Genomic DNA, 23,717 nt, shown 5'->3' with positions numbered 1-23,717 from the left:
GGAGCGAGTAGGGTCGGCACATGAGTCAGCAGGAACCAGAGCGCTCGGAGGCCGAGTCCGACGACCCCTACGCCGGGAGCAAGGACCCGGAGCTCCGAAGCCGCGAAGTGACGGAGGGGCGCGACCGAGCGCCACACCGGTCGATGTTCCGCGCGATGGGCTTCGACGACGACGACCTCGAATCGCCCATGGTCGGCGTGCCGAACCCGGCCGCCGACATCACGCCGTGTAACGTCCACCTCGACGACGTGGCCAGCGCGGCCATCGAGGGTATCGACGACGCGGGCGGGATGCCCATCGAGTTCGGCACCATCACCATCTCCGACGCCATCTCGATGGGGACCGAGGGGATGAAATCCTCGCTCATCTCCCGAGAGGTCATCGCAGATTCGGTTGAACTCGTCTCCTTCGGCGAGCGCATGGACGCCCTCGTCACCATCGGTGGCTGTGACAAGAACATGCCCGGGATGATGATGGCCGCCATCCGCACCGACCTGCCCTCCGTCTTCCTCTACGGTGGCTCGATTATGCCCGGCGAACACGACGGGCGCGAGGTCACCATCCAGAACGTCTTCGAGGGCGTCGGCGCCGTCGCCGACGGCGACATGTCCGACGACGAACTCGACACGCTGGAGCGAAACGCCTGCCCCGGCGCGGGATCGTGTGGCGGGATGTTCACCGCCAACACGATGGCCTCCATCAGCGAGGCCATCGGCTTCGCACCGCTCGGCTCCGCCTCCCCGCCCGCGGAGGACGAGGCGCGCTACGACGTGGCTCGCGAGACGGGTAAACTCGTCCTCGACGTGGTCGAAGAGCAGCGCACCCCCTCTGATTTCCTCTCTGCCAAATCCTTCGAGAACGCCATCGCCCTGCAGGTCGCAGTCGGTGGCTCGACCAACGCCGTCCTCCACTTGCTCGCGATGGCCGCCGAGGCGGACGTCGACCTCGATATCGAGGACTTCAACCGCATCAGCGCCCGCACGCCCAAAATCGCCAACCTCCAGCCCGGCGGCGAACGAGTGATGAACGACCTGCACGAGGTGGGCGGCGTGCCGGTCATCCTGCGCGAACTGCTCGAAGCCGACCTGCTCCACGGCGACGCCCTCACCGTGACGGGCGAGACGATGGCCGAAGCGGTCGAACGCTACGACCCGCCCGCCATCGCGGACCTTGACGCCGACTTCCTCCACACCGTCGACGACCCGATTCACGAACGCGGCGCCATCCGCATCCTCACCGGCAACCTCGCCCCCGAGGGCGCGGTCATCAAGATTACCGGCGAGGACCACCTCCACCACGAGGGGCCGGTGCAGGTGTTCGAGGAGGAGAAAAACGCGATGGAGTACGTCCAAGAGGGCCACGTCGAGTCCGGGGACGTCATCTGCATCCGCAACGAGGGGCCGCGCGGCGGTCCCGGCATGCGCGAGATGCTCGGCGTCACCTCCGCCGTCGCGGGACAGGGCCACGCCGAGGACGTGGCGCTCTTTACCGACGGTCGCTTCTCGGGCGCGACGCGTGGCTTCTCCATCGGCCACGTCGCCCCGGAGGCGTTCGTCGGCGGTCCCATCGCCGCACTCGAAGACGGCGACGTGGTCACCATCGACATCGACAACCTCGAACTCTCCGTGGACCTGAGCGACGAGGAACTCGAAGCGCGACTGGAGGACTACGAGGTCGAACCGACCTACACCTCCGGCGTGCTGGCGAAGTACGGCGCGATGTTCGACTCGGCGGCCAACGGCGCGGTGACGGACCCCGGGTCAAAGCAGAACTAGCGGCCGAAGAGCTCGATTACTCTCCTATCCACGGCCCGGATTTTCGAAGCGTCTCGTGAACGCCGACGACCATCGTCGGCACCACGAGCATGAACAGGTGTTCTTCGAGCGGAACCCCCAGCAGTTCGACGCCCGTCCGCATCGGAATGGCGAAGACGCCCACGGAGAGGGTGTACCAGTCCCAGACGTACGCGAAGGGGTAGAGCACCGCCGTCGTTCGCGCGGCGGCCCGCAGGGCGTCGGCGCGGACGACGAGGAACAGCGCCGCCGCGCCCCACAGCACCTCTGTCGCGAGGTAGGTGTACGGGCCGAGAAGGGTCACGTCCGGCAGAGCGTGGCCCGCGAGCGGTCGGAGCCAGACGGCGAGGACGAGTAACGCGAAGAAGAGATACGAGGCGCGGACGAGGAGCTTGGTCGCGAGGCCGGCGTCGGCCCGGCGGGCGACGACGGCGACGGCGAGGAACGGGACCACGGCGAGCGCCGACCCGCGCGGGACGACGCCGGTGACGGCGAGGGCGGCGACGGCGGCCATCCCCGCACCCATCAGGCCACCGGCGAGGCGGCGCGCGTCGCGGCGCCCGAGGACGACGGCCACGGTCCGTTTCCCGATGGAGCGGTCGTAGTCGTGGTCGGTGGCGTCGTCGACGACTTTGATGCCCGCGAGGACGACGACGAAGACGGCGGCGAAGGCGACGGCAGCCGTCGAGAGCGCCCGCATCTGCACGTAGTAGCCGCCGAGGAGGGCGACGCCGATGCCGACGGGGTAGCCGAGCGTCGCCCCCAGCGGATTGGTGTCGAGCTGCGGGGCGTGACAGACGGCCACCACCCACCCCGGGAGCGCGAGGAGGGCGGCAATCGGGTCGACGAGGACGGCGAGGGCGGCGAGGCCGAGGAAAAAGCACGTCGTCGAGGCGGCGATGGCGACGCGACAGCCCTGCCGCGTCAGCGGGTGGTCGTCGTCCTCGTCGCGCCGATAGAAGTCGACGAGGCCGTCCTTGACGTGAGCGGTGTAGAGGGCACAGAAGGCGACGGCGAGGTGGAGGAACGCGAGTCGCGGGCGCCCGAACCCGCCGAGGACGGCGCCGAATCCCGACGCGGCCAGCGGCGGCGCCATGAACACCGGGTGGACCTGCGAGGCGACGGCGCCGAGGGCCGCACGCGGCCCGGTGCCGTGACGGGCGATAGCCATGCTGGATGTGTACACACTACACGACCATATACTGCCGGTCGGACGAGGCACACATCCGCCATCCAGACAGCTTATCGGACCCCCAATCGTACCCGTGAGACATGACCGCACGCGAACGACAGGGACCGCTCGACGGCCTGCGCGTCGTCGACTGCTCCGGCATGATAGCCGGCGGGTTCGCGACGACGCAACTCGCCGACTTCGGCGCCGACGTCATCAAGGTCGAACACCCCGAGGGGGGCGACCCGCTCCGAGAGTGGCCGCCCTACGACGAGGGAACCTCGCTCTGGTGGAAGTCCATCGGACGCAACAAGCGCTGTGTGACGCTCGATTTGAGCACGGCGGAGGGGAGCGCGCTCCTCCTCGACCTGATTGCCGACGCCGACGTACTCTTCGAGAACTTCCGACCGGGGACGATGGAGCAGTGGGGCCTCGGCCCCGAGGACCTGCACGAGGAGAATCCGGGACTTATCGTCGTCCGGCAGTCGGGCTACGGGCAGACGGGACCGAAGTCGGACAAGCCGGGCTTTGGCACCGTCGCGGAGGGCATCACGAACTGGGCGCACGTCAACGGCTTCCCGGACAGCAAGCCCCTGCTCCCGCCAATCAGCCTCGCGGACCTGACGGCCGCGAACTTCGCCGTGCAGGGGGTCATGTTCGCAATCTTCGAGCGCGATATCGGGCGAGGGGGCGGCAGCGGCGAGGGACAGGTCATCGACATGAGCCTCTACGAACCACTCTTCCGACTCTTCCTCTCGGAGGTGGAGGCGTACGACCGCCTCGGCGAGGTGCGGGAGCGCATCGGCAACCACCACGAGAACGCGGCGCCGCGGAACGTCTACGAAACCGAGGACGGCTACATGACGCTCTCGGCGTCCGCCCAGTCCATCTTCGAGAACGTCGCCGACGCCGTCGGACGCCCCGACATCGTCGACGACCCGCGCTTCGCCGACAACGAGCGTCGGGTCGAACACGCCGACGAACTCGACGAGATAATCGAAGCGTGGACGCGGGAGCGAACGACTGAGGAAGCCATCGCGGCGATGGAGGACGCGGACGCCATCGTCGGCCCCGTCTACGACATGGCCGACATCTTCGAGGACGAGCAGTACGCGGCGCGGGACAACATCGTCGAAGTCGAGGACGAGGACCTCGGGAGCCTCAAGACGGCGGCGCCGGTGCCGCGGTTCACGCGCACGCCGGGCGCCGTCGACCACGCCGGCCCCCGCCACGGCCAGCACAACGACGAGGTGTTCCGCGAGGAGCTCGGCCTCGACGCCGCGGCGTACGAGCGACTGCGCGAGGAGGGCGTCATCTGATGGGCGTCTCGCTGCGCGACGTGACGATTAGAGAGGGGGCGCAGATGCCCGGCCGCGAGTACGGCGTCGACGCCCGCGTCGAGGCCGGGGAGGCCCTCGACCGCCTCGGCGTCGACGCGATTCAGGCCGGCTTCCCGGTCGTTGGCGAGACGGACCGCGAGGCGATTCGGCAGCTGTCGGAGAGTGTCGACGCCGACGTGGTCGGCCTCGCCCGCGCGAGGATGGGCGACGTGGAGGCGGCCCTCGACGCCGACGCGGACGTCATCGAGGTCATCGTCCCCACCTCGGAGCGACAGCTGGAACACGTCCTCGGGGAGTCGCGGGAGGCGGCGCTGTCGATGGCGGGCGAAGCGCTGGACCGCGCACGCGACGGCGGCGCGGCCGCGCACCTCACCTTCGTCGACGGGTTCCGAACGCCCACGGACAGACTGGTCGACGCCGTCGCGGCGTTCCCGTCGGTGCCGACGATAACCGTCGCGGACACGGTCGGCGCCCGGACGCCGGACCGCGTCCGGAGCATCGTGAGCGACCTGTGTGAACGGATGGACGGCGACCGACTCGGCGTCCACTTCCACGACGACCTGGGCGTCGCGGTGGCGAACACGCTGGCCGCGGTGGGCGCGGGCGCGACGACGGCGGACGTGAGCGTCGCGGCCCTCGGCGAACGCGCGGGCAACGCGGCGCTGGAACGCGTCGTCGTCGCCGACGCGGTGGACGGCGCGGGCGACTGCGCGGCGGCGGTCGACCGGGCCGAACTCGTCCCCGCCTGTCGGGCCGCGCTCGACGCCCTCGGGGAGTCGGTCGACCCCCGAACGCCCGTCCTCGGCGACGCGGTGACGACCCACGAGTCGGGCATCCACACCGCGGCGATGCTCGACGACCCGGGGACGTTCGAACCGTTCGACCCCGCGACGTTCGGGGGCGAGCGCCGCCTAGTGTTCGGCGCCGGGAGCGGGCGGGGGAGCGCACGCGCCCTGCTGTCGGCGGTGGGTGTCGACCCGACCGAAGCGCGCGTGGCCACGCTCCTCGACCGACTGGCGGAGCGAGGACCGCTCGACGCCGCGGCGGCGACGGCGTTGGCGGAGTCGACGTTCGAGACGCCGGACTGATACGGATTATTGTAACTGTTTGCCGGTGGTTCGCCGAGACGGGCCGGTACTGACTTACAATAAACCGTATCACGGGCGTGTGAGCGCGCGTCACGGAACGGATTTACGACGGCAGGCCGTCATCATCGTATGAACTACGATTCAGCACTCGACCGAGCGTACGACACGCTCCCGGAGCGAACCCGCGAAGCGGGCGACCGCCTGCAGGTTCCCGACCCCGCCGGCGAAACCGACGGCGCCTTCACGCGCCTGACGAACCTGGGCGACATCGCAGACGCCCTCGGGCGCGACCCGAAACACCTGCACCGCTCCATCCAGCGCGAACTCGGGACGAACGGGCAGTTCGACGGTGACCGCGCCCGCTACAACGGCTCGTTCACGGTCGACGACTTCGACGCCGCCCTCGACGCCTACGTCACCGAGTTCGTCACCTGTTCCGAGTGTGGCCTCCCCGACACCAACCTCGTCCGCGAGGACGGCGTCGACATGCTCCGCTGTACGGCGTGTGGGGCGTTCCGACCCGTCCAGAAGCGACCCACGCAGACCGGCTCCTCGTCGGGGCAGGCGACGCTCGAAGAGGGGAAGACCTACCAGGTGCAGATTACGGGCACCGGCCGCAAGGGCGACGGCGTCGCGGAGAAGGGAAAGTACACCATCTTCGTCCCCGGCGCACAGGAGGGGCAGGTCGTCGAGGCGTACATCGACAACATCAGCGGGACGCTCGCGTTCGCGCAGTTGGCCTAGAGCGAAAGCGAAACCAATAGACAGGGGGCGGCCGTCGTCGCCGCCATGAAACTGGCACGCATCGCGACATCGAAGGGGATTCTCACGGGCGAGTACGACGACGGCGACGTGACCGTCGAGGGCGACACCTACACCGTCGGCGACGACGCGCAGTTGATGGCGCCTTGTGACCCCGACGCCATCTTCTGTACCGGCCGGAACTTCGGCGCGAAAATCGAGCAGATGGGCGAGGGTGACCTGCCCGACCGCCCGGACTGGTTCATCAAGCCGCCGCACGCGCTCCACCCGCCCGAGGAGCCCATCGAATACCCCGACTGGGTGAGTTCGTTCACGTACGCGGGCGAACTCGCGGCCGTCATCGGCGAGCGATGTCACGACCTCTCGGTCGACGAGGTGGACGACGCGCTCCGCGGATATACGATTCTGAACGACCTCGACGCGTACGACCAGGACCGCCGGACGGCCCGGAAGACGTTCGACTGCGCGGCGCCGCTCGGTCCATGGATAGAGACGGACCCGGACCTCGACGGGATGGCGATGGAGACGGTCATCTCGGGCGAGCAACGGCAGTCGGCGACGACCGACGAGATGATCTTCTCGCCGGAGGAAATCGTCGCCTTCCTCTCGGAGCGATACACGTTCCGCCCGGGCGACGTGATTTCGTTCGGCAGTCCGGCCAACCCCGGCCTCCTCGAACCGGGCGACACCATCGAGATAACCTACGAGGGCGTCGGCACCCTCCGCAACGACATCGTCGCGGCGGGCGACGAGCCGTAACGGCTTTCGTCGTCGCCTGCGGCCACCCGCTATGGCCGACGGGGAACGGCTCGACCTCTCGGACGGGTTCGACGTCCACGACTACCGCGCGGGGCTGAAACTCCAGCGACAGGACGGCTCGTCGATGTACCTATCGAACCGCTCGGACTACGTCTGTCCGGTCTGTGACCAGCCGTTCGACCGCCTGTTCGTCTCGACGGACGAGCAAGTGAGTTTCACAAACCCGCCGGACGCGCCGTTCTGTCTCGCGCGGACGGCGGAGCGAATCCTGTTGCTGACTCACTGAGCGCGCGGAACCGAAAAGGGTGTGGGGGTACGCGCCGAAGCGGCGGCTACACGATGTACGACGACATTCTGCTCCCGACGGACGGGAGCGAATCGATGGACGCGGTGATCGACCACGCAGCAGACATCGCCGCGCGCCGCGACGCCACGGTCCACGCCCTGTACGTCGTCGACGACCGCTCGTTCCTGACGCTACAGGAGGGCATGAAATCCGACGTGGTCGCCGGCCTCCGCGAGGAAGGAGAAGCGGCGACGACCGAGGTGGCCAGCCGCCTCGAACGCGAGGGCGTCACCGTCCGCACCGCCATCCGGAAAGGCAACCCCGCCGACGAAGTGCTCGACTACATCGGCGAAGCGGGCATCGACCTCGTCGTCATGGGAACTCACGGCGCCGAGTACGAGCGAAACATGCTCGGGAGCGTCTCGCAGAAGGTCGTGACCATGTCTGACGTGCCGGTGCTGACGGTCAACATCACCTAGTCTGGGTCGAAATCGAGCGCGACGGAGTTGATGCAGTAGCGCTCGCCGGTCGGGTCGGGGCCGTCCTCGAAGACGTGCCCGAGATGGCCGCCGCAGGCGGCGCAGTTAACCTCCGTTCTCGTCATCCCGTGGCGCGTGTCCGTCTCGAACTCGACGGCGTCCTCGCGGGCGTCGTAGAAGCTCGGCCACCCCGTCCCGGAGCCGAACTTCGTGTCGGCGTCGAAGAGTTCGGCGCCACAGCCGGCACAGACGAAGGTGCCGTCTCGCGATTCGTCGAGGAGGTCACCGCTGAACTTCGGTTCGGTGCCGCGCTCGCGAAGGATGTTGTACTCGTCCTCGGAGAGTCGGTCGCGCCACTCGTCCTCGGACAGGTCCGCGAGCGTTCGCTGGTCGTCGCTCATACCCGGGGTAGGAACTGGAGCGATTTAGCCTCGGGGGCTACCGCCCGCGGACGGGCACGCGGTCGAGGGCGAGGAGGTCGGCCAGGCCGTCGAGTTCGTACGTCGGCGTGACCGAGGGGTCGTAGGACTCGCGGTGGGGGCGTCGGATGAACGCGGCGTCGAGACCGGCGTTCCGGGCGGCCAGCAGGTCAGATTCGCTGTCGCCGACGAAGAGCGCAGATTCGACGTCGAGGTCGGCGAGGGCGCGGTGGAGATAGTGGGGGTCGGGCTTCTTCCGGGCGAGACTCTGGAGCGTCGGCGTCCGCCCGTAGGCGGTCTGGAAGAGGTCGCGCGTCGCGAAGAAGTCGTGCATGAACTCGACGGTGTCTTGCTGGTTCGAACTGACGATGCCGCGCGGGGCGTCGATGTCGCGGACGGCGTCGAAGTCGTCGTAGAGGGCGGCCCGGCCGGCGCGGAGTTCGGCCCGCTGAGCGTGCGAGGAGTGGTAGTCGCGGGCGCGCCAGAAGCGTTCGGGGGCGAGGCCGTAGTCGTCACACACGTCGGCGAGTACGTCGGGCGTCACGCCGATGGAGAGGCGGTCGACGTCGTCCGGGTCCGGGTCAGAGACGCCGAGTGCGTCGAAGGCCTCCCACGTCGCGCGCCGGAGCACCGACCGGCCGACCGGTTCGACGAGGACGCCGTCGTTGTCGAACAGGACCGCCTCGTAGGTCATGGGCGACGGTTCGTGTCGAGAGTGCAAAAGCGTTCGCGCGAGCGACAGCCGGATTTGACAGCGGATGACACACGAAGGGCGAGGTTTAATCCCGTCGCCAGTCCATGTCCGGGTCGATGGGCGAGGACCGTGTCGCGCGCCGAGCACTCCTCGGCGTCGGAGTTGGAGCGCTGGCGTCGCTTGCTGGCTGTAGCGGACTGTTCATCGAGGAGACGGCGACGCCGACCCGTGGGACCGGGACACCCACCGCGACGGCGACGGCGAGGCCGACGACTCGGCGCACCGAAACGCCGCGAGCCACGCCCACCGAACGGCCGCTTCGGGTACCGAGCGAGAACATCGAGGTCGAAAATCGGGCGTTCGTGTTCGAACTGAGTCAGCTGGAGAAGTTCGCGACTATCGTCTACCGATTCGACGTCGAGAACACGAGCGGTCGGACCATCAGCGACGTCGAATTCCGGCTTCGCGTCCGGTACGAACACGAGGATTACTCGCGAATCGTCGCGACGAGCTACCCCCGGTTCTGGTTCGACAGCGACGACGATGACGACGATGACGGGCGCGACGGACTGCCCGCCGACGAGACGGAACGCGTCCGCGGTACGGTCCGATTCGAGCGCGACGGCCAGGCACAGGAGTCGACCGACCCCGAGCGTTTCAGCCTCGAACTCACGGTCCGCCGAATCCGATTCCTGTGACGGCAGGCGAATAACTAAGTCGCTCGCACACCCAGCGTGAGCAACGCGGCACACGATGCTCTCGCTCGCTTCACTCGCGCTCGTCGTCGCACTCGTACTCGCCGCCAGCGCCTACGCTGTCGTCCGATTCGACGCCCTGGACCGTCGAGTCGCGCTCGTCGTCGTTGCGGCGGCGCTGGTCACGGGCGGGGTGGCGGCGCAGGTGGCGCCCAGCGACTCGCCGGCAGATGTCGAACGAACGGTGTCAGCGGCGAGCGACGAGGCGACGCCCGAGCGACTGGCGGCGGAACAGGCCGAAGCGCCGACGGCGAGTCACGAGGTGTCGAACGGGACGAACGCGACAGTCGTCGGCGTCGGCGACGGCGGACGGGTCACGTACCGGATGGACGGCGAGACGCGGACGGTCCGACTCGCCGGAGTCGACGTGCCGAGCGCTGGCGGGGCCGACCCGGCCCTCTTCGACGGCGTGGTGACCGGGAGTCGAGGCCGGGCGTGTCTCGCCCGTGAGGGCCGACGGGCGCTACTCGACACCCGAGCACAGCTGGTCGACGAGTCGGTGTCGGTCCGGACGGGCGAGGACGGCGCCGTCCTCGTCGCCGACGGGCGGTCGGTCAACCGGCGACTGGTCGAACGCGGGAACGCCCGAGCGACGACCCGGACCTACGCTGACGCAGAGCGGAGCGCCCGGAGCGCCCACATCGGAGTCTGGTCCTGTTCGGTCGTCGAACCCTCGCGGCCGCTTCGCGAGGCGAACGCCTCGAACGTCCGTATCGACGCAATCCATCCGAATCCGCCGGGCGACGACGCGGCGTCACTCAACGACGAGTACGTGGTCATCGAGAACGCCGGCAGTCGAACCGTCGACCTCTCGGACTGGTATCTCATCGTCGGCGACGACGAGATGCACTTCTTCTTCGACGGACAGACGCTCCGACCGGGCGAGGAAATCGTCCTGCGAATGGGGTCGGGACGAAACACCGAGGGCACGGTGTACTGGGGGGCCTCGTCACCGGTCCTCGATAACGACCACGAGACGTTGAAACTCGTCGACGGTGATACCGACCGAACGGTCCGGGTGTCGTACTGACCCAAAGCGCTCGTTAGTCTCCGCTCAGGGTCTGCCTCTCGATTTACAACGTTCTTCCAGTTTAACTCTGTTTCTGTGTATTTCGTCTAATCGTCATCGTTATGGCTGACGGAACGCAGGAACGACCATGAAGCGGCTAACGATTTTAGCAGTCGTCGGACTACTGCTACTCGCACCAGTGGTCCCCGCGATGGCATCGAGTGTCGTGACAGGAAATCCAGAGATTCAGTACAGCGTCGCCGACAACACGTTCCAGCCGAATCAACGGGCGACGCTGAGCGTCGTCGCGACCAACGACGGCGACATCGACGACGGGGGAATCGGGCGCTTCGAGGACCAGGTGCAGACCGCCCGAAGCGTCCGAATGGACGTCAAGGAGGGGCAGATTAACGCCCCCATCGACGTGAAGACGGGGACCGTCACGACGGGGAGCATCGGTCCCGGTGGAAGCGCTCGCTTCGACTTCAATCTCGAAATCGGTGACGCCGAACCGGGGACGTACACCATCCCGGTCGAGGTAACGTACCGACACGCTCGCGCGATTCTCTACGACGAGACGCCGTCCGGACCGGCCGAAATCGAGTACGTCTGGACCGAGCGAACCAAGACGACCGACCTGACGATTCGCATCGACCGGCAGGCGCAGTTCGACATCGTCTCCGAGGGCACGAACCGACTGTACGCCGGTGACACGGGGTCGCTCGCGTTCACTATCGAGAACAGCGGGTCACAGACCGCCCGGAACGCGTCGGTGCAACTGTCCTCTGGGTCGCCGGGCGTGTTCTTCGGGACGCCGTCGAATCCGTCGGGCGATACGGGCGTGTTCGTGGAGTCGCTCGAGCCGGGTGAGACGCACCGCGTCTCGGTGCAGGTCGGGTCGAGCAACGACGTCTCGCCGGGGACCTACCCCGTCAACGCCGTCGTCTCCTACCGCGACGAGAACGACATCGCACAGCAGTCCGAGACGCTGACGACAGGCGTGCGGGTCCAGCCCGAGCGAACGTTCGCCATGGAGGGCCTCAGCACGTCGAACTTCCGCGTCGACGAGTCGGAGGCGACCATCACAGGGCAGGTCGTGAACACGGGAGAGGCTCCCGCACGGAACGTCGTCGTCCGCATGCAAGACCACGGGACAGTGACGCCGACGAACGGTGAAACCGCGGTGGGGACGCTCGAGGGCGGCGAGTCCGCCGACGTGTCGTTCACGGCATCCATCCCGAGTGAGGCCGAACCCGGTGCGAACTCCTTCAACTTCGTCGTGGAATACGAGAACGCCGACGGCGACGTGCTGACGGCGTCGAACCCGATTCGAAAGACGGCGGTGATCGAACCCGAACGCGACCGGTTCGAGGTCAGGAACGTCTCGACGACAGTGACGCCGGGCGGGACGGCACAGCTCAGCGCACAGATTGAATACACGGGCGACGACCCCGTCTCCGCGGTCAACGCCCAGCTGTTCACGAGCGACCCGGTGTCGTCCTCCGACGACGGGGCCTTCCTCGGCGAGATGGAGCCGGGAGAGACGCAGACAGCCACCTTCCGCATCAGCGCGACGAGTGACGCCCTCCCGAAGGAATACTCCTCGTCCATCGAGGTCCGGTACGACGAAGCCGACGGTGACACCAAGTTCACGGACGGCATGTCCATCGGCGTCCCGGTGAACGAATCCGAGAGCGGGCCGCCGGTCGTGCCCATCGTCATCGCGGTGGTCCTGCTCCTCGTGATCGGTGGCGGCGTCTGGTACCGTCGGCGATGAGCGACCGAGCGAGGCGCACGGAGCGGCCGACCGAGGACCGAGAGCGGGAGGTGAACTGACGTGGGCGTCCTCAGACGGTTGTTCCGCTCGGCGGGACACGAGATTCAGGCGCATCCGTTCGCGACGCTACTGATAGCGCTCGTCCTGCTGTTCGCCGCGCTGGGTGGCGCCGCCCAGATTACGAGCGTCACGGGCGACCAGGCATTCACGGCGGAGAATCCGACGCTCAACACGTTCAACGACGCGTTCGACCGCGGTTCTATCTCCGTGTTACTCCGCGGGGAGACGACCGACCCGTCGACGCTCAGAGCGGTCGCCAGATTCGACGACCGGATGTCGACTGTCGACGACGTCGCCTACGTCAACAGCCCGGCCGACCCGGTACGGGCCGAGTACGGGCGCATCCCCAACTCGCAGTCGAAAATCGAACGCGTCGTCGGCTCGCCCGACGTGACGTTCATTCAGGTGGTGTTCGAACCCGGACTCACCCAACCCGAGGAGCGACCCATCTACACGCAGGCGCTGGACGCCAAGGAGTGGGCGCGCTTCCCCGCGGGCGTCAACGTCATCATCACCGGGTCGGCCGCCTTCTCCGCGCAACTGTCGGAGCTCATCGGCCAGAGCACGAACCAGTTGCTCGGGCTCGCGGTGGGGCTGATGATCGTCGCGCTCTTCTTCCTCTTCCGAGGGGTGCGGCTGCGGCTCCTCCCCATCGTGGCGGTGTTCACCGGCGTCATCTACACGTTCGGCGCCATCGGCTACGCGGGGGTGCCGAACTCGACGCTGACGAGTTCGGTCTTCCCCATCCTCATCGGCTTGGGCATCGACTACTCGGTGCAGTTCCACGAGCGCTACGAGGAGGAACTGGAGCGGGCACCACCGCGGACCGCACTGCCACGGGCGCTGTCCGGCATCGGCCCGCCGGTGTTCATCGCGATGCTCGCCGCCGCGCTCGGCTTCGGCGCGACGTGGATTTCGACCATCGGGTCGCCCGCGTTCGTCTGGTTCGCCCAGACGTCCATCTTCGGCGTAATGTTGACCTTCCTCGCCGGCGTCATCGTCCTGCTTCCCATCCTGACGATATACGCGCGGTTCCGGCGGCGGGGATTCGGCGAGCTCGGGCGCCACGAAGTCGACCAGGAGAATCCCGACCCGTCGGACGATGCTGATGTCGATGCCCACGTCGAGGACGACAGCGACGACGAGCGAATCGGGGCGGTCGGCCGCGCGCTCGGACAGGGGTCGCGGACGCTCGCCTCCAACCCGGGAATCGTGCTGCTCGTCGCCCTCATTCTGACGGGGGCAGGGTTCCAAGCCGGCCAGAGCCTCGATACGATGGCCGACACCGAAGAGTTCGTGCCGCAGGACCTCCCGGCGTACGTCGACCTCCAGCAGTTCCGGTCCGTGACCGGAGGCGGGTCGGCCGTCCAGTACGACGTGTTGGTCACCGGAAGCGGACTCAAACAGCCAGCGGTGTTGGACTGGATGCAGCGGTTCGAACGGGTTGCGAGTGACGCCCCCCTGATTCAGGGTGTCGACTCGCCAGCGACGCTCGTCGCGGAGCACAACGGCGGTGAGATTCCCGAGACCAAGGGCGGCGTCCAGCGGGTCCTCGATGACGTGCCGGAACAGGAGCGACAGCAGTATTACAACGATGGCTACGCCCACATCACGGTTATCGGGGCGCAAGACATGTCGACCGGACAGACGCTGTCGTTCATCTCGAACGTCCGGAACGCCATCGAGTTCAGTAAGCCGCCCTCGGGTGTCGACGCCACGCTGACCGGGTCGGCCGTCATCTCAACGCCCTCCGTCGTCGACCAGATCGAGAGCCGGAACGTGACGACGGGGCTCGGCGTCCTGTTCGTCTTCGCCCTGCTACTGGCGTACTACCGGAACCTGGTGAAGGCGACGGCGCCGCTGGTGCCGATGCTGTTCGTCATCGGGTGGCAGAACCTCTACATGGCGGCGCTCAATATCCCCGTCTCGCCGCTGGGGGCGTCACTCGGTGCGATGACCGTCGGTATCGGCGCCGAGTACACCATCATCGTGATGGAGCGCTACTACGAGGAGAAAAAGCAGGCCGGTGTGAGCAAGCTCGACGCCGTCGAGACGGCGGCGACCCGCGTCGGCAAGGCCATCTCCGTCTCGGGGATGACCACCGTGTTCGGGTTCTCGGCGCTGACACTCTCGCCGTTCCCCATCCTCGCGGACTTCGGCTACCTGACCGTCGGCGTCATCTTCCTGACGCTGGTGGCGTCGCTCGCGACGCTCCCGCCGACGCTCATCGTCCTCGACGAGGCGTCCGACCGGGTGACGGCGTTCTTCGACGAGCCGGTACAGGGCGAGGCCGCCTAGCGGAAACGGCCACCGTTTTGCCGGCCGAGGCGGCACTCGCCATGCCAACCGCACCTGTCGACTCGGCGGATGGCACGACGCTGGTGCCGACGGTGCGGGCCGTCGTCGACGAAGCGACCAGCGACGCGGAGGAGCAGCGCACGCGAACGCAGACGACCACGTGACAACGCACTCACACCGCGCCACGAGGCTTATGCGCGTACCGCACAAATTACGCCCGTGAGCCAGACGACGCTCCGTATCGACCCGCACGTCCACTCCGACGCCTCCTACGACGGCCACGACCCCGTCGAACTCCTGTTGGAGCAGGCGGCAGAGATTGGGCTCGACGGCATCGTCGTCACTGACCACGACGTGATTCACGAGTCGCTCCGGGCGGCGGACCTCGCGCCGGAGTACGGCCTCGTCGGGATTCCGGGCGTCGAGGTGTCGACGGCTGTCGGCCACTTGCTCGCCATCGGCGTCCGGGAGATGCCACCGCGGCGTGCACCGCTGGAGGAGACGGTGGCGTGGGTGCGCGACCACGGCGGCGTCGCGGTGGTCCCCCATCCGTTCCAGCGGAGTCGCCACGGCGTCCCGCGGCGTCACCTCACCGACTGTGACGCGGTCGAGGTGTTCAACTCGTGGCTGTTCACGGGGTTTCGGAATCGACGCGCGCGGCGCTTCGCCGAGGAGCACGGCTACCCGGGGGTCGCCGCCAGCGACGCCCACTCGGTGCCACACGTCGGGCGCGCGTTCACGGAGCTCGTCGTCGACGGCGCGCGCGAAGACATCGACGGGGAGAGCGTCCTCGACGCGATGCGGTCGGGCGCGACGCGGATGCGCGGGCGCAGTCAACCCATCGCCACGTCGGCGCACCACTACGCCATCGGGACGGCGCGCAAGAGTGGGTACTACGCGAAGGTCGGGGCGTTCAAGGGGCGGTCGGCAGCGCGGGCCGGCGTGCTCCGGGGGGCGCGATTGCTGACCCAGCTCGCGTCTCGATAGGCGGCCGACGTTTTTTGTAGTGGTATGCTAACAGAGGAGCATGGCGAGCAGAATCCGAGCCCTCCTGGCGCGAATCGCACGGTCGTACGTGCTGTTCGTCGTCATCGGTCTCGTGGTCGGCCTCGCAGTCGCCCCCGTTGCGTGGGACGCCACCTCCACCGAGGGGACAGTCGCAGTCGTCCCCGTGTCGGGGACTATCGACGGCTCGACCGCCGCGGGCGTGTCGTCGATGCTCCAACAGGCCCGCGCCGACCCGGACGTGAAAGCAGTCGTGTTGCTCGTAAACAGCGGGGGTGGTGGCGCCGCCGCCAGCGAGGAGTTGTATCTCCAGACCAAGCGGACCACGAACGAGATGCCACTCGTCACCAGCGTCGACGCCTCGGCGGCGTCGGGGGCGTACTACACCATCGCACCGAGCGACCACATCTACGCCAAGCCGGCGTCGACCATCGGCAGCGTCGGCGTCCTCGCGACGACGCCCCAAGAGCTGGAGCCGACGGACCTCGTCGCCACGACCGGACCGAACAAACTGACCGGGGGTGACGACCGCGAGTTCAACTACATCCTCGAATCGCTTGGCAACGCCTTCGTCGGCGCCGTGTTCGAACAGCGCGGCGACGAACTGTCGCTCTCGCGGTCGGAGCTCGAACAGGCGCGCATCTACAGCGGTACGCAGGCCGTCCAGAACGGCATGGCCGACTCCATCGGGGGGCGACAGGCCGCCGTCGAACACGCGGCGAGCGAGGCGGGCCTCGACAGCTACGACGTGCGCGTCATGCGCCCGGACGGCACCGCCCGCTTCCTCTCGCGGTCGAACTACGTCGCCTCGACGGCGCCGAACAAGACGATGGTATCCGCCTCGTACCTCTACGGCGAGTCACCGTCCGGGCCGGTGTTCCTGATGGTGCCCGCGACGTACGTCGAACCGGCCACCAACGACTCGAGCGTGGCGGCGAACGACTCGACAGGAGCGAGCACGTCGCCTGCGAGGGTCGCGGTCACTGGAGGGACCCATGTGGCGTGAACTCGGGAAGCGGGTCGTCGTCCTCGCCGTGACGGCCGCCGTCGTCGTCGCGGTGGTGACCGGCGCACCGATGCTGTTACAGAACGACGACGACGGTGAGTCGCTACAGAATCCGGAGTACAACCCGGACGACGTGGCGCCGGACCCCATCGACGCGACTGGGACAATCGAGCCGAACCCCGACCCCGCGGCCGACGGCACGGGAACCGTCGTCATCGACAGGGCCCACTCGAACCGGTTCTCGCGAGCGGACATCGAACCGCTCGTGGACGCGCTGGTTCGGTCCGGATACGAAGTCGAGTTCTACACGCAAGGCGACCTGGCGACCCACCTCGACGGCGCGGACGCCTTCCTCGTCATCGACCCCGGGACCGAGTTCCTGCCGGGTGACGTACAAGACGTGCGGCAGTTCACCGGCAACGGTGGTCGACTGGTGATGGTCGGCGAACCCACGCGGACGACAGTCGCCGCGACGCTCGGCGGCACCAGCGTCCAAGCCCAAGAGAGCCGACTCACGACGCTGGCGTCCAGCTATCGGATGAGCGTCGACTCGCAGTATCTCTACAACCAAGAGCACGCCGACGGGACGTTCAAGCACGTCCTCGTCCACCAGACCAGCGCGGGCGACGTGGAGGGCGTCGATCAAGCCGCGATGTACACCGCGGCGGCAGTCAGCGCCCGCGGCGGGACGGTCCTCGTGCGGAGTGCGCCCAACACGCACAAGTCGGGAAGCGACGAGGTGACCGACGAGTACGGCGTGGCGGTGCGACGCGGCAACGCCCTGTTGCTCGGCGACAAGACGTTCATGAGTAGCAGTCGCTACCGTGTCGCCGACAACGAGGAGCTGGTCGCCTACGTGGCCGAGTTCATGATCGAGGGCGACTACCAAGGGCCGAGCGGAGCGACGACTGGTCCGGACGAGGCGACCGACGACGCGGCAAACGAGACGACGACCGCCTGACCGACACGGGACAGCAACGTTATCCCATCGGACCGCCAGATAGTGGTATGAGCAATCCGACTGCGACGCTGCATACGACACACGGCGACATCACGGTCGAACTGTTCGCGGACCGCGCGCCGACGACGGTCGAGAACTTCATCAACCTCGCCGAGCACGACCCGGCAGCGAACGACGACCCCGCGCCCGAGACGACGACGTGGGAGGACCCCGACTCGGGCGAGACGCGCGGCGACGCGCTCTACGCCGACATCCCCTTCCACCGCATCATCCACGACTTCATGATTCAGGGCGGCGACCCGACGGGCACCGGGCGCGGTGGTCCCGGCTACACCTTCGACGACGAGTTCCACCCCGACCTTCGCCACGACAAGGCAGGCATGCTCTCGATGGCCAACCGCGGCCCCGACACCAACGGGTCGCAGTTTTTCATTACGCTGGACGCACAGCCCCATCTCGACGACAGTCACGCCGTCTTCGGCGAAGTCATCGACGGCATGGACGTCGTCGAGGAACTCGGGACGGTGAAGACGGATACAGACGACCAGCCGCTCGACGACGCGCGGCTCGAATCCGTCGATGTGGACCGCTGAGACGGGAGCGGAGTTCAACGTCGGAGGGCAGGCGTGAGCCGCAGGTCGACGGTCGAGACGTCGCTCGATGCGTTTCGGGCAGCGGCCGCCGACGCGTCGCCGGAGACGCGCGTCCCGGTCGTCGTGTCCTTCGAGGCAGAGCCGTTCGACGCCTATCGACGCGCCCGAAACGGTTCGCCGTCGGTCTTTCTCGAAACTGGCGGCGGCCAGCCCGGCTGGGGGTACTTCGGCGTCGACCCCGACGCGGTTCACGAGGTTGGCGCGAGCAGTCAGTCACCCGGCGTCCTCGACACGATACGAGACCTGCTGGCGAGCGAGTCGCTGGCGCGCGGCGACTGCGAGATACCGTACCCCGGCGGCTTCTTCGGCTGGCTGTCGTACGACACGGTGAGAGAAATCGAGTCTCTGCCCGCAACGACCGTCGACGACCGGGGACTTCCACGACTCCAACTCGCCCGTTACACGTGTCTCGTGGCGTGGCGGGCGGGCGAGTCGACGCTCCGCGCCGTCGCGACGCCGCGGGTCGGCGACGACCCGGAGACGGCGTACGAGCGAGGCGTCGAACGGGCGCGTGCCCTCGTCGACGCCGCGACGACCGGTGACCCGTCGGTCGGCGACCCGCCCGTCACCGGCCCGGTGAGTTTCGAGAGTTCGTGCGACCGGGCGGCGTACAGTGACCGGGTGCGTCAGGTACAGGAGTACATCCGCGACGGCGACACGTTTCAGGCGAACATCTCGCATCGCCTGACTGCGCCGGCGGCGGTCCATCCGGTCGAGGTTTTCGCCGCACTCCGGACGGTGAATCCGGCGCCCTACTCCGGCCTGCTTGAGTTCCCCGGCATCGATTTGGTGAGCGCGAGTCCGGAACTCCTCCTCGAACGCGACGGCGACTTCCTGCGGACGGAGCCGATTGCTGGGACGCGCCCCAGAGGCGCGGACGACGCCGAGGACCAACGCCTCGAAGCCGACTTGCAGAACGACGAGAAAGAGCGCGCGGAACACGCCATGCTGGTCGACCTCGAACGCAACGACCTCGGGAAGGTGAGCGAGTACGGGTCGGTCACGGTCGACGAGTACCGCCGTATCGACCGCTACTCCGAGGTGTTCCATCTCGTGTCGGACGTGACCGGAGAGCTGGCCGAGGGGTACGACCTCGCCGACGCCATCGGCGCGGTGTTCCCCGGCGGGACGATTACCGGCGCACCCAAACCCCGGACGATGGAGATAATCGACGAAGTCGAAACCCGCCGCCGCGGCCCCTACACAGGGAGCATGGCCATCATCGGCTTCGACGGGCGAGCGACGCTGAACATCATCATCCGGACGCTCGTGCGCCACGGCGACGAATACCACCTCCGAGCGGGCGGCGGCGTCGTCCACGACTCGGACCCCGACCGGGAGTACGACGAAACGCTGGCCAAGGCGCGAGCGCTCGTCACCGCCGTCGACACCGCGCTCGACGGCGACCAAGAGATGGAGGTGTCCGGGGAGTGACCCGAGTGCTCGTCGTCGACAACTACGACTCCTTCGCGTACAACCTCGTCCAGTACGTCGGCGAGGCGGCGGAGGAGGTGCTCGTCCGTCGGAACGACGACATCGACCTCACGGGCATCGACGCACTCGACCCGGACGGGGTCGTCGTCTCGCCGGGGCCGGGCACGCCCGAGAACGCGGGCGTGTCGATGCCAGTCTTCGCCGAGCGCGAGTATCCGACGCTGGGCGTCTGTCTCGGCCATCAGGCGCTGTGTGCGGTCCACGGCGCGACGGTCGGTCACGCGCCCGAGGTTGTCCACGGCAAGCGGTCCACGATTCGGCACGACGGCCAAGGCGTGTTCGCCGGACTGCCCGAGCGATTCGAGGTGGGGCGCTATCACTCGCTGGCGGTCGAGCGCGGTGACGTGCCCGACAGTTTGGTGGAGACGGCGTGGACGGACGACGACCGCAAAATTGTGATGGGCGTCCGCCACCGAGAGCGACCGCACATCGGCGTCCAGTTCCATCCCGAGAGCATCCTGACCGACGGCGGAAAACAACTCATCCGTAACTTCCTGAAGCAATGCAGTACCACGTGAACGACAGTCTGGTCGACGCGAGCGAGGCCACGGTCAGCGTCGAGGACCGCGGCTTCCTGTACGGCGACGCCGCCTTCGAGACGTGTCGGGCCTACGGCGGCGACATCTTCGAGTGGGCGGCCCACCGTGACCGACTCGAAGCCACCTGCGAGACGCTGGGGATGGCCGGAGCCGTCCCCGCGGATTTGCGCGAGCGAATCGCGGCGACGCTGGACGCGAACGGCCTCGCAGACGCGTATATCCGCGCGTCGGTGACGCGAGGCGTCCAGCCGGGGAAACTGACGCCGACCGAGGAGGTAGACCCATCTATCGTCGTCATCGTCAAATCGCTGCCGCGAAGCGGTGTCGGAGGCGAATCGGTGTGGGACGCCCCCGCCACCGTCCAAACCGTCGAGCGCCGGCGAATTCCGGAGGCATCGATGCCAGCGGACGCCAAGACACACAACTACCTCGACGGGATTCTGGCTCGACTCGACCTGCGCGGGACCGACGCCGACGAAGCACTCGTCCGGGACGTCGACGGCGCCGTCGCGGAGGGGGCGACGAGCAACGTCTTCCTCGTCGACGACGGCATCCTCCAGACACCGTCGCTCGCCGGGCCGATTCTCCCGGGCGTGACGCGGGCCGTCGTCCTTGAACTCGCGGCCGAGTGCGGGATTCCAGTCGAAACGGGGACGTACGACATCGAGGCGCTTCGGACCGCCGACGAGGCGTTCCTGACGAACACGACGTGGGAGGTGCGACCGGTGGCAACACTCGACGACGTTCCCGTCGGCGGCGGGCCGATTACGGACCGACTCACGACGGCGTTCGACCAACGGGTCGAGAGCCATTACGAGGCGTGAGTCGGGCGCTGACGCGCGTCTGACGACACTTTATCATTGCGTAGTATCATGACACGCGTATGAAGATCAACCCCGCTGAACGCCGCCCCGACGCAGACGGACCGACCGAATCGGCCGACGAGACGAGCGCCATCGACGACGCCGGACCGCTGACGATTGCGCTCCCGGACGGCAGCGAAAGCGTCTCGGAGGCGATTCTCTCGCACCGGCAGATGCTGGCGAACCCCGACGAGCACGGATTGGCGTCGGCGTCGGCGGCGACGGACCTGCGCGAGGCCGTCGAGGAGGTATCGGCGTCGGTGCCCGACGAGCTCGACGCGGAGTTGGCACAGCTGGAGGGGGCCGTCGACGACGTGGAAGAGCGACTGGACCGACAGGCACGAGAAATCGAGGAATTGCAGGCGACGGTGACATCGCTCGCGGAGATTCTGGGTGCATCGGTGGAGTTCGAGACGGCCGACGAGGCGTGAGACTGTCGACTGGAAGTCGATAAGGAGAGTTGGCACGCCGAGTGGGGAATTGCTTGGACGGCCACCACGAGTTCTGCGGACCGAAAGCCACTTGCGGCGGTGTGGGAAACGGGCAGTCGAGCGAGGGTGGCCGAGCCAGGCCAAAGGCGGCGGGCTTAAGACCCGCTCTCGAAGGAGTTCGGGGGTTCGAATCCCCTCCCTCGCATGTGAGTGAGGCGCCAGAGCGCGCCGAACGAACGCGGTGAGGATTTGAACCAGGGAGGGCGCGCGCAGCGTCAGCGAGCACGTCCGACTGTGGTTCGAATCCCCCGGTATCGAACCGAATCAGTTCTATACAGAAATCACTCGGAGTCGTACTGACAAAGCGAAAAGCGAGCGTACGGACAAAAAAGGCCCGTACGTTCGCTTGCCGCCCTGAATTGGTCCCCGCTGACGCTTCGGCCCTCCAGACGAAGCGTCACCTGAAACAATCGGTGGGAGGGACTTAAGGCTGCCGCAGCCGGCAGAACGATAGGGAGCCACAAGCATGGTCGACCGACGCGAGGGACTTTTGGCCGCGCGCCACCTCGTACTGGTATGAGCGAAACAGTCGGCAGAGCCGCCCGCACGTTCCGCAGGCACGACTCGTTCGAAGAGATAGACGAAGCTCGATTCGCGTCGACCACGACCACTTTCGAGGCGACGGCCGAGGCGTCCGACGCCGACGGCCGCATCGACTTCGCCGTGACGGTCCGGGTACCGACGCTGTCGGCGGCCGTCGACGGCGACGTGGGTGACGCCGTCGCGGAGGGGTGGGCCGAGACGTTCGAGCTGCGCGTCGCCGACGTGGGTGGCGTCGTGCGCGGTGACCACGACTTCGACCCCGCGGTAGAGCAACGAGACGGCGAGCTGGTCGTCGAATACGCGTACACGGACATCAACGAGCAACGCGGCGTCGAGGACGCGGCGGCGATAATCAACTACGTCGAGGGGACGTACGTCCAAGGCATTGTTCCCGGATACGAGTACGTCGACCCGGTGGCGGGCCTGCTCGACCAGGCGAAACGGGCCGGACAGTAGTCGAGCCGACACCGAAAAGCCGGTGGAGTGCCTTCCCCAATTATGGCGACGATTCTGGACGTCGGCCTGATGGCCGTCGTGTTCGGGGCGAACACGGTTCTCGCAGCGGTGCTGACGCGGTTTTTCCGCCTCAAACTCCACACGCAGTGGGGGAGCGCGCTGTACACCGCGTTCATCGTGCCGGTCGTCCTCGTCGTGACGACCATCACGACGTTCAGCCTCGGCGTGGGCATCGACCTCGGGAGCACGGCCGCCGTCCTCGGCCTGATGATCGGACTCCCGATGGCGCTCGGGGTGAGCATCGACGTGTTGTACGTCACCCCGCCAGAGGAGTACGAACTGCCGGAGACGACGGACTAGCGCAGGCGGTCGACGGCCGCGAACACGTCGTCGAGGACGGTCTCTCGGGTCTGGGTGGCGTCGATTCGCACGAACCGTTCCGGGTCGGCGTCGATGAGACGTTCGTACTGTGCGCGCACGTCCCGGAGGTAGTCGGCGCGTTCGAACTTGTTGGTCTCGCCACTCCGCTCGGCGGCCGTCTCGGGGTCGACGTCGAAAAACAGCGTCGCATCCGGCGACCGAGAGAACGGTGCGTGGAGGTCACGAACGTACTCGAAGGGGTCCGCGAGGGGGGAGTCCGCGAGCGTGGCCGCCTGATACGCGATTCGGGAGTCCGAGTAGCGGTCCGAGACGACGAGCGACCCTTCGTCGAGCGCGGGGCGGACGACACGCGAGAGGTGGTCTGCGTGGTCGGCAGTGTAGAGGAACAGTTCGGCCAGCGGGTCGGCGTTGTCGTCGTCGATGGAGCGATAGACGGCGTCGCCGTACCACGAGTCGGTCGGTTCGCGGGTGAACACGGCCGACGGGTAGCGGTCGCGGAGCGCCCGCCAAGCCGTCGTCTTCCCGCTCCCGTCGAGTCCCTCCAGCGTAAGGAGCATATCGGGGGTTGCCGAGGCGAGGGGTTAACTGTCGGGGTCCACCGTCGGTGGTCTCAGCGTAGTGACACGCCCGGCGAA

At 67.6% G+C, this 23,717-nt stretch carries 26 protein-coding genes and 1 tRNA gene; 23 read left to right on the top strand and 4 right to left on the bottom strand.

Annotated features, from left to right (window positions below; all coding sequences use genetic code 11):
• Positions 1-20 precede the first annotated feature (20 nt).
• Positions 21-1,775 (top strand): dihydroxy-acid dehydratase, encoded by a 1,755-nt coding sequence (gene ilvD / locus BLU18_RS08235; protein WP_092633886.1) that lies wholly within the window; start codon positions 21-23, stop codon positions 1,773-1,775.
• A gap of 16 nt (positions 1,776-1,791) precedes the next feature.
• Here the strand turns inward: ilvD and BLU18_RS08230 are convergent, their stop codons facing one another.
• Entirely contained in the window at positions 1,792-2,964 is a 1,173-nt protein-coding gene (locus tag BLU18_RS08230; RefSeq protein WP_092633884.1) for a UbiA family prenyltransferase, read from the bottom strand.
• A gap of 101 nt (positions 2,965-3,065) precedes the next feature.
• On the opposite strand from BLU18_RS08230, the gene BLU18_RS08225 reads away from it, so the two are divergent.
• The 6 genes from BLU18_RS08225 (at position 3,066) to BLU18_RS08200 (ending at position 7,678) form a co-directional block, all read left to right on the top strand.
• Entirely contained in the window at positions 3,066-4,283 is a 1,218-nt protein-coding gene (locus BLU18_RS08225) for a CaiB/BaiF CoA transferase family protein (RefSeq protein ID WP_092633882.1), read from the top strand.
• Positions 4,283-5,392: a LeuA family protein gene (locus BLU18_RS08220; protein WP_092633880.1), complete on the top strand. Its 1,110-nt coding sequence runs from the start codon at positions 4,283-4,285 to the stop codon at positions 5,390-5,392. Before BLU18_RS08225 ends, BLU18_RS08220 begins: the two co-directional genes overlap by 1 nt.
• A 129-nt stretch (positions 5,393-5,521) precedes the next feature.
• On the top strand, positions 5,522-6,136 hold the full coding sequence (locus BLU18_RS08215; protein ID WP_092633878.1) for a translation initiation factor IF-2 subunit beta: 615 nt from the start codon (positions 5,522-5,524) through the stop codon (positions 6,134-6,136).
• A gap of 45 nt (positions 6,137-6,181) precedes the next feature.
• Positions 6,182-6,913, top strand: a complete 732-nt coding sequence (locus tag BLU18_RS08210) for a fumarylacetoacetate hydrolase family protein (RefSeq protein WP_092633876.1) — start codon at positions 6,182-6,184, stop codon at positions 6,911-6,913.
• Between the two features lie 31 nt (positions 6,914-6,944).
• On the top strand, positions 6,945-7,199 hold the full coding sequence (locus BLU18_RS08205) for a DUF7385 family protein (protein WP_092633874.1): 255 nt from the start codon (positions 6,945-6,947) through the stop codon (positions 7,197-7,199).
• Positions 7,200-7,252: 53 nt separating this feature from the next.
• Positions 7,253-7,678, top strand: coding sequence for a universal stress protein (locus BLU18_RS08200; protein WP_092633872.1), 426 nt, complete (start codon positions 7,253-7,255; stop codon positions 7,676-7,678).
• On the opposite strand, the gene msrB is transcribed toward BLU18_RS08200, so the two are convergent.
• Positions 7,675-8,079, bottom strand: a complete 405-nt coding sequence (msrB, locus tag BLU18_RS08195) for a peptide-methionine (R)-S-oxide reductase MsrB (protein ID WP_092633870.1) — start codon at positions 8,077-8,079, stop codon at positions 7,675-7,677. The two genes, BLU18_RS08200 and msrB, sit on opposite strands and share 4 nt — an antisense overlap.
• A 37-nt stretch (positions 8,080-8,116) precedes the next feature.
• Positions 8,117-8,791: an HAD family hydrolase gene (locus BLU18_RS08190; protein ID WP_092633868.1), complete on the bottom strand. Its 675-nt coding sequence runs from the start codon at positions 8,789-8,791 to the stop codon at positions 8,117-8,119.
• Between the two features lie 116 nt (positions 8,792-8,907).
• On the opposite strand from BLU18_RS08190, the gene BLU18_RS08185 reads away from it, so the two are divergent.
• From BLU18_RS08185 to BLU18_RS08115, 16 genes are all read left to right on the top strand, one after another.
• Positions 8,908-9,489 (top strand): hypothetical protein, encoded by a 582-nt coding sequence (locus BLU18_RS08185; protein WP_092633866.1) that lies wholly within the window; start codon positions 8,908-8,910, stop codon positions 9,487-9,489.
• Positions 9,490-9,544: 55 nt separating this feature from the next.
• Positions 9,545-10,576 carry a lamin tail domain-containing protein gene (locus BLU18_RS08180; protein WP_092633864.1) on the top strand — a complete coding sequence of 344 codons (1,032 nt, stop codon included), beginning with the start codon at positions 9,545-9,547 and terminating at the stop codon, positions 10,574-10,576.
• A gap of 127 nt (positions 10,577-10,703) precedes the next feature.
• The gene (locus tag BLU18_RS08175) at positions 10,704-12,332 is read left to right on the top strand and encodes a COG1361 S-layer family protein (RefSeq protein ID WP_092633862.1); all 1,629 of its coding nucleotides are present in this window, start codon (positions 10,704-10,706) and stop codon (positions 12,330-12,332) included.
• A gap of 60 nt (positions 12,333-12,392) precedes the next feature.
• Positions 12,393-14,690 (top strand): efflux RND transporter permease subunit, encoded by a 2,298-nt coding sequence (locus BLU18_RS08170; protein ID WP_092633860.1) that lies wholly within the window; start codon positions 12,393-12,395, stop codon positions 14,688-14,690.
• A 41-nt stretch (positions 14,691-14,731) separates the two neighbouring features.
• Positions 14,732-14,854, top strand: coding sequence for a hypothetical protein (locus BLU18_RS15175; RefSeq protein WP_281241034.1), 123 nt, complete (start codon positions 14,732-14,734; stop codon positions 14,852-14,854).
• A 55-nt stretch (positions 14,855-14,909) separates the two neighbouring features.
• Positions 14,910-15,677, top strand: coding sequence for a CehA/McbA family metallohydrolase (locus BLU18_RS08165; RefSeq protein WP_092633858.1), 768 nt, complete (start codon positions 14,910-14,912; stop codon positions 15,675-15,677).
• A gap of 40 nt (positions 15,678-15,717) precedes the next feature.
• On the top strand, positions 15,718-16,701 hold the full coding sequence (locus BLU18_RS08160) for a S49 family peptidase (protein WP_092633856.1): 984 nt from the start codon (positions 15,718-15,720) through the stop codon (positions 16,699-16,701).
• Positions 16,691-17,662, top strand: coding sequence for a DUF4350 domain-containing protein (locus BLU18_RS08155; RefSeq protein ID WP_092633854.1), 972 nt, complete (start codon positions 16,691-16,693; stop codon positions 17,660-17,662). Before BLU18_RS08160 ends, BLU18_RS08155 begins: the two co-directional genes overlap by 11 nt.
• A gap of 47 nt (positions 17,663-17,709) precedes the next feature.
• Positions 17,710-18,255: a peptidylprolyl isomerase gene (locus BLU18_RS08150; protein ID WP_092633852.1), complete on the top strand. Its 546-nt coding sequence runs from the start codon at positions 17,710-17,712 to the stop codon at positions 18,253-18,255.
• A gap of 33 nt (positions 18,256-18,288) precedes the next feature.
• Complete coding sequence (gene pabB / locus BLU18_RS08145) at positions 18,289-19,749, top strand: aminodeoxychorismate synthase, component I (protein ID WP_092633850.1); 1,461 nt, start codon at positions 18,289-18,291, stop codon at positions 19,747-19,749.
• A complete protein-coding gene (locus tag BLU18_RS08140) occupies positions 19,746-20,327 on the top strand; it encodes an anthranilate synthase component II (RefSeq protein WP_092633848.1) in 582 nt (193 codons plus the stop codon). The genes pabB and BLU18_RS08140 overlap by 4 nt, the downstream gene beginning before the upstream one ends.
• The gene (locus BLU18_RS08135; protein ID WP_092633846.1) at positions 20,312-21,172 is read left to right on the top strand and encodes an aminotransferase class IV; all 861 of its coding nucleotides are present in this window, start codon (positions 20,312-20,314) and stop codon (positions 21,170-21,172) included. Before BLU18_RS08140 ends, BLU18_RS08135 begins: the two co-directional genes overlap by 16 nt.
• 59 nt (positions 21,173-21,231) lie before the next feature.
• Positions 21,232-21,642 (top strand): hypothetical protein, encoded by a 411-nt coding sequence (locus BLU18_RS08130; RefSeq protein WP_092633844.1) that lies wholly within the window; start codon positions 21,232-21,234, stop codon positions 21,640-21,642.
• 120 nt (positions 21,643-21,762) lie between these two features.
• Positions 21,763-21,847: transfer RNA gene (locus tag BLU18_RS08125), tRNA-Leu, on the top strand.
• 371 nt (positions 21,848-22,218) lie between these two features.
• The gene (locus BLU18_RS08120; protein ID WP_092633842.1) at positions 22,219-22,701 is read left to right on the top strand and encodes a DUF5813 family protein; all 483 of its coding nucleotides are present in this window, start codon (positions 22,219-22,221) and stop codon (positions 22,699-22,701) included.
• 42 nt (positions 22,702-22,743) lie between these two features.
• On the top strand, positions 22,744-23,061 hold the full coding sequence (locus tag BLU18_RS08115; RefSeq protein WP_092633840.1) for a DUF7991 family protein: 318 nt from the start codon (positions 22,744-22,746) through the stop codon (positions 23,059-23,061).
• Here BLU18_RS08115 and tmk read toward each other — a convergent pair.
• Positions 23,058-23,639: a dTMP kinase gene (tmk, locus tag BLU18_RS08110; RefSeq protein ID WP_092633838.1), complete on the bottom strand. Its 582-nt coding sequence runs from the start codon at positions 23,637-23,639 to the stop codon at positions 23,058-23,060. The two genes, BLU18_RS08115 and tmk, sit on opposite strands and share 4 nt — an antisense overlap.
• Positions 23,640-23,717 lie beyond the last annotated feature (78 nt).

It is taken from the genome of Haloplanus vescus, assembly GCF_900107665.1.
GTDB classification, from domain to species: Archaea; Halobacteriota; Halobacteria; order Halobacteriales; family Haloferacaceae; genus Haloplanus; species Haloplanus vescus.
The sequence above is the reverse complement of the archived record's forward strand: the minus strand, read 5'-3'. Positions and strand labels throughout refer to the sequence as shown.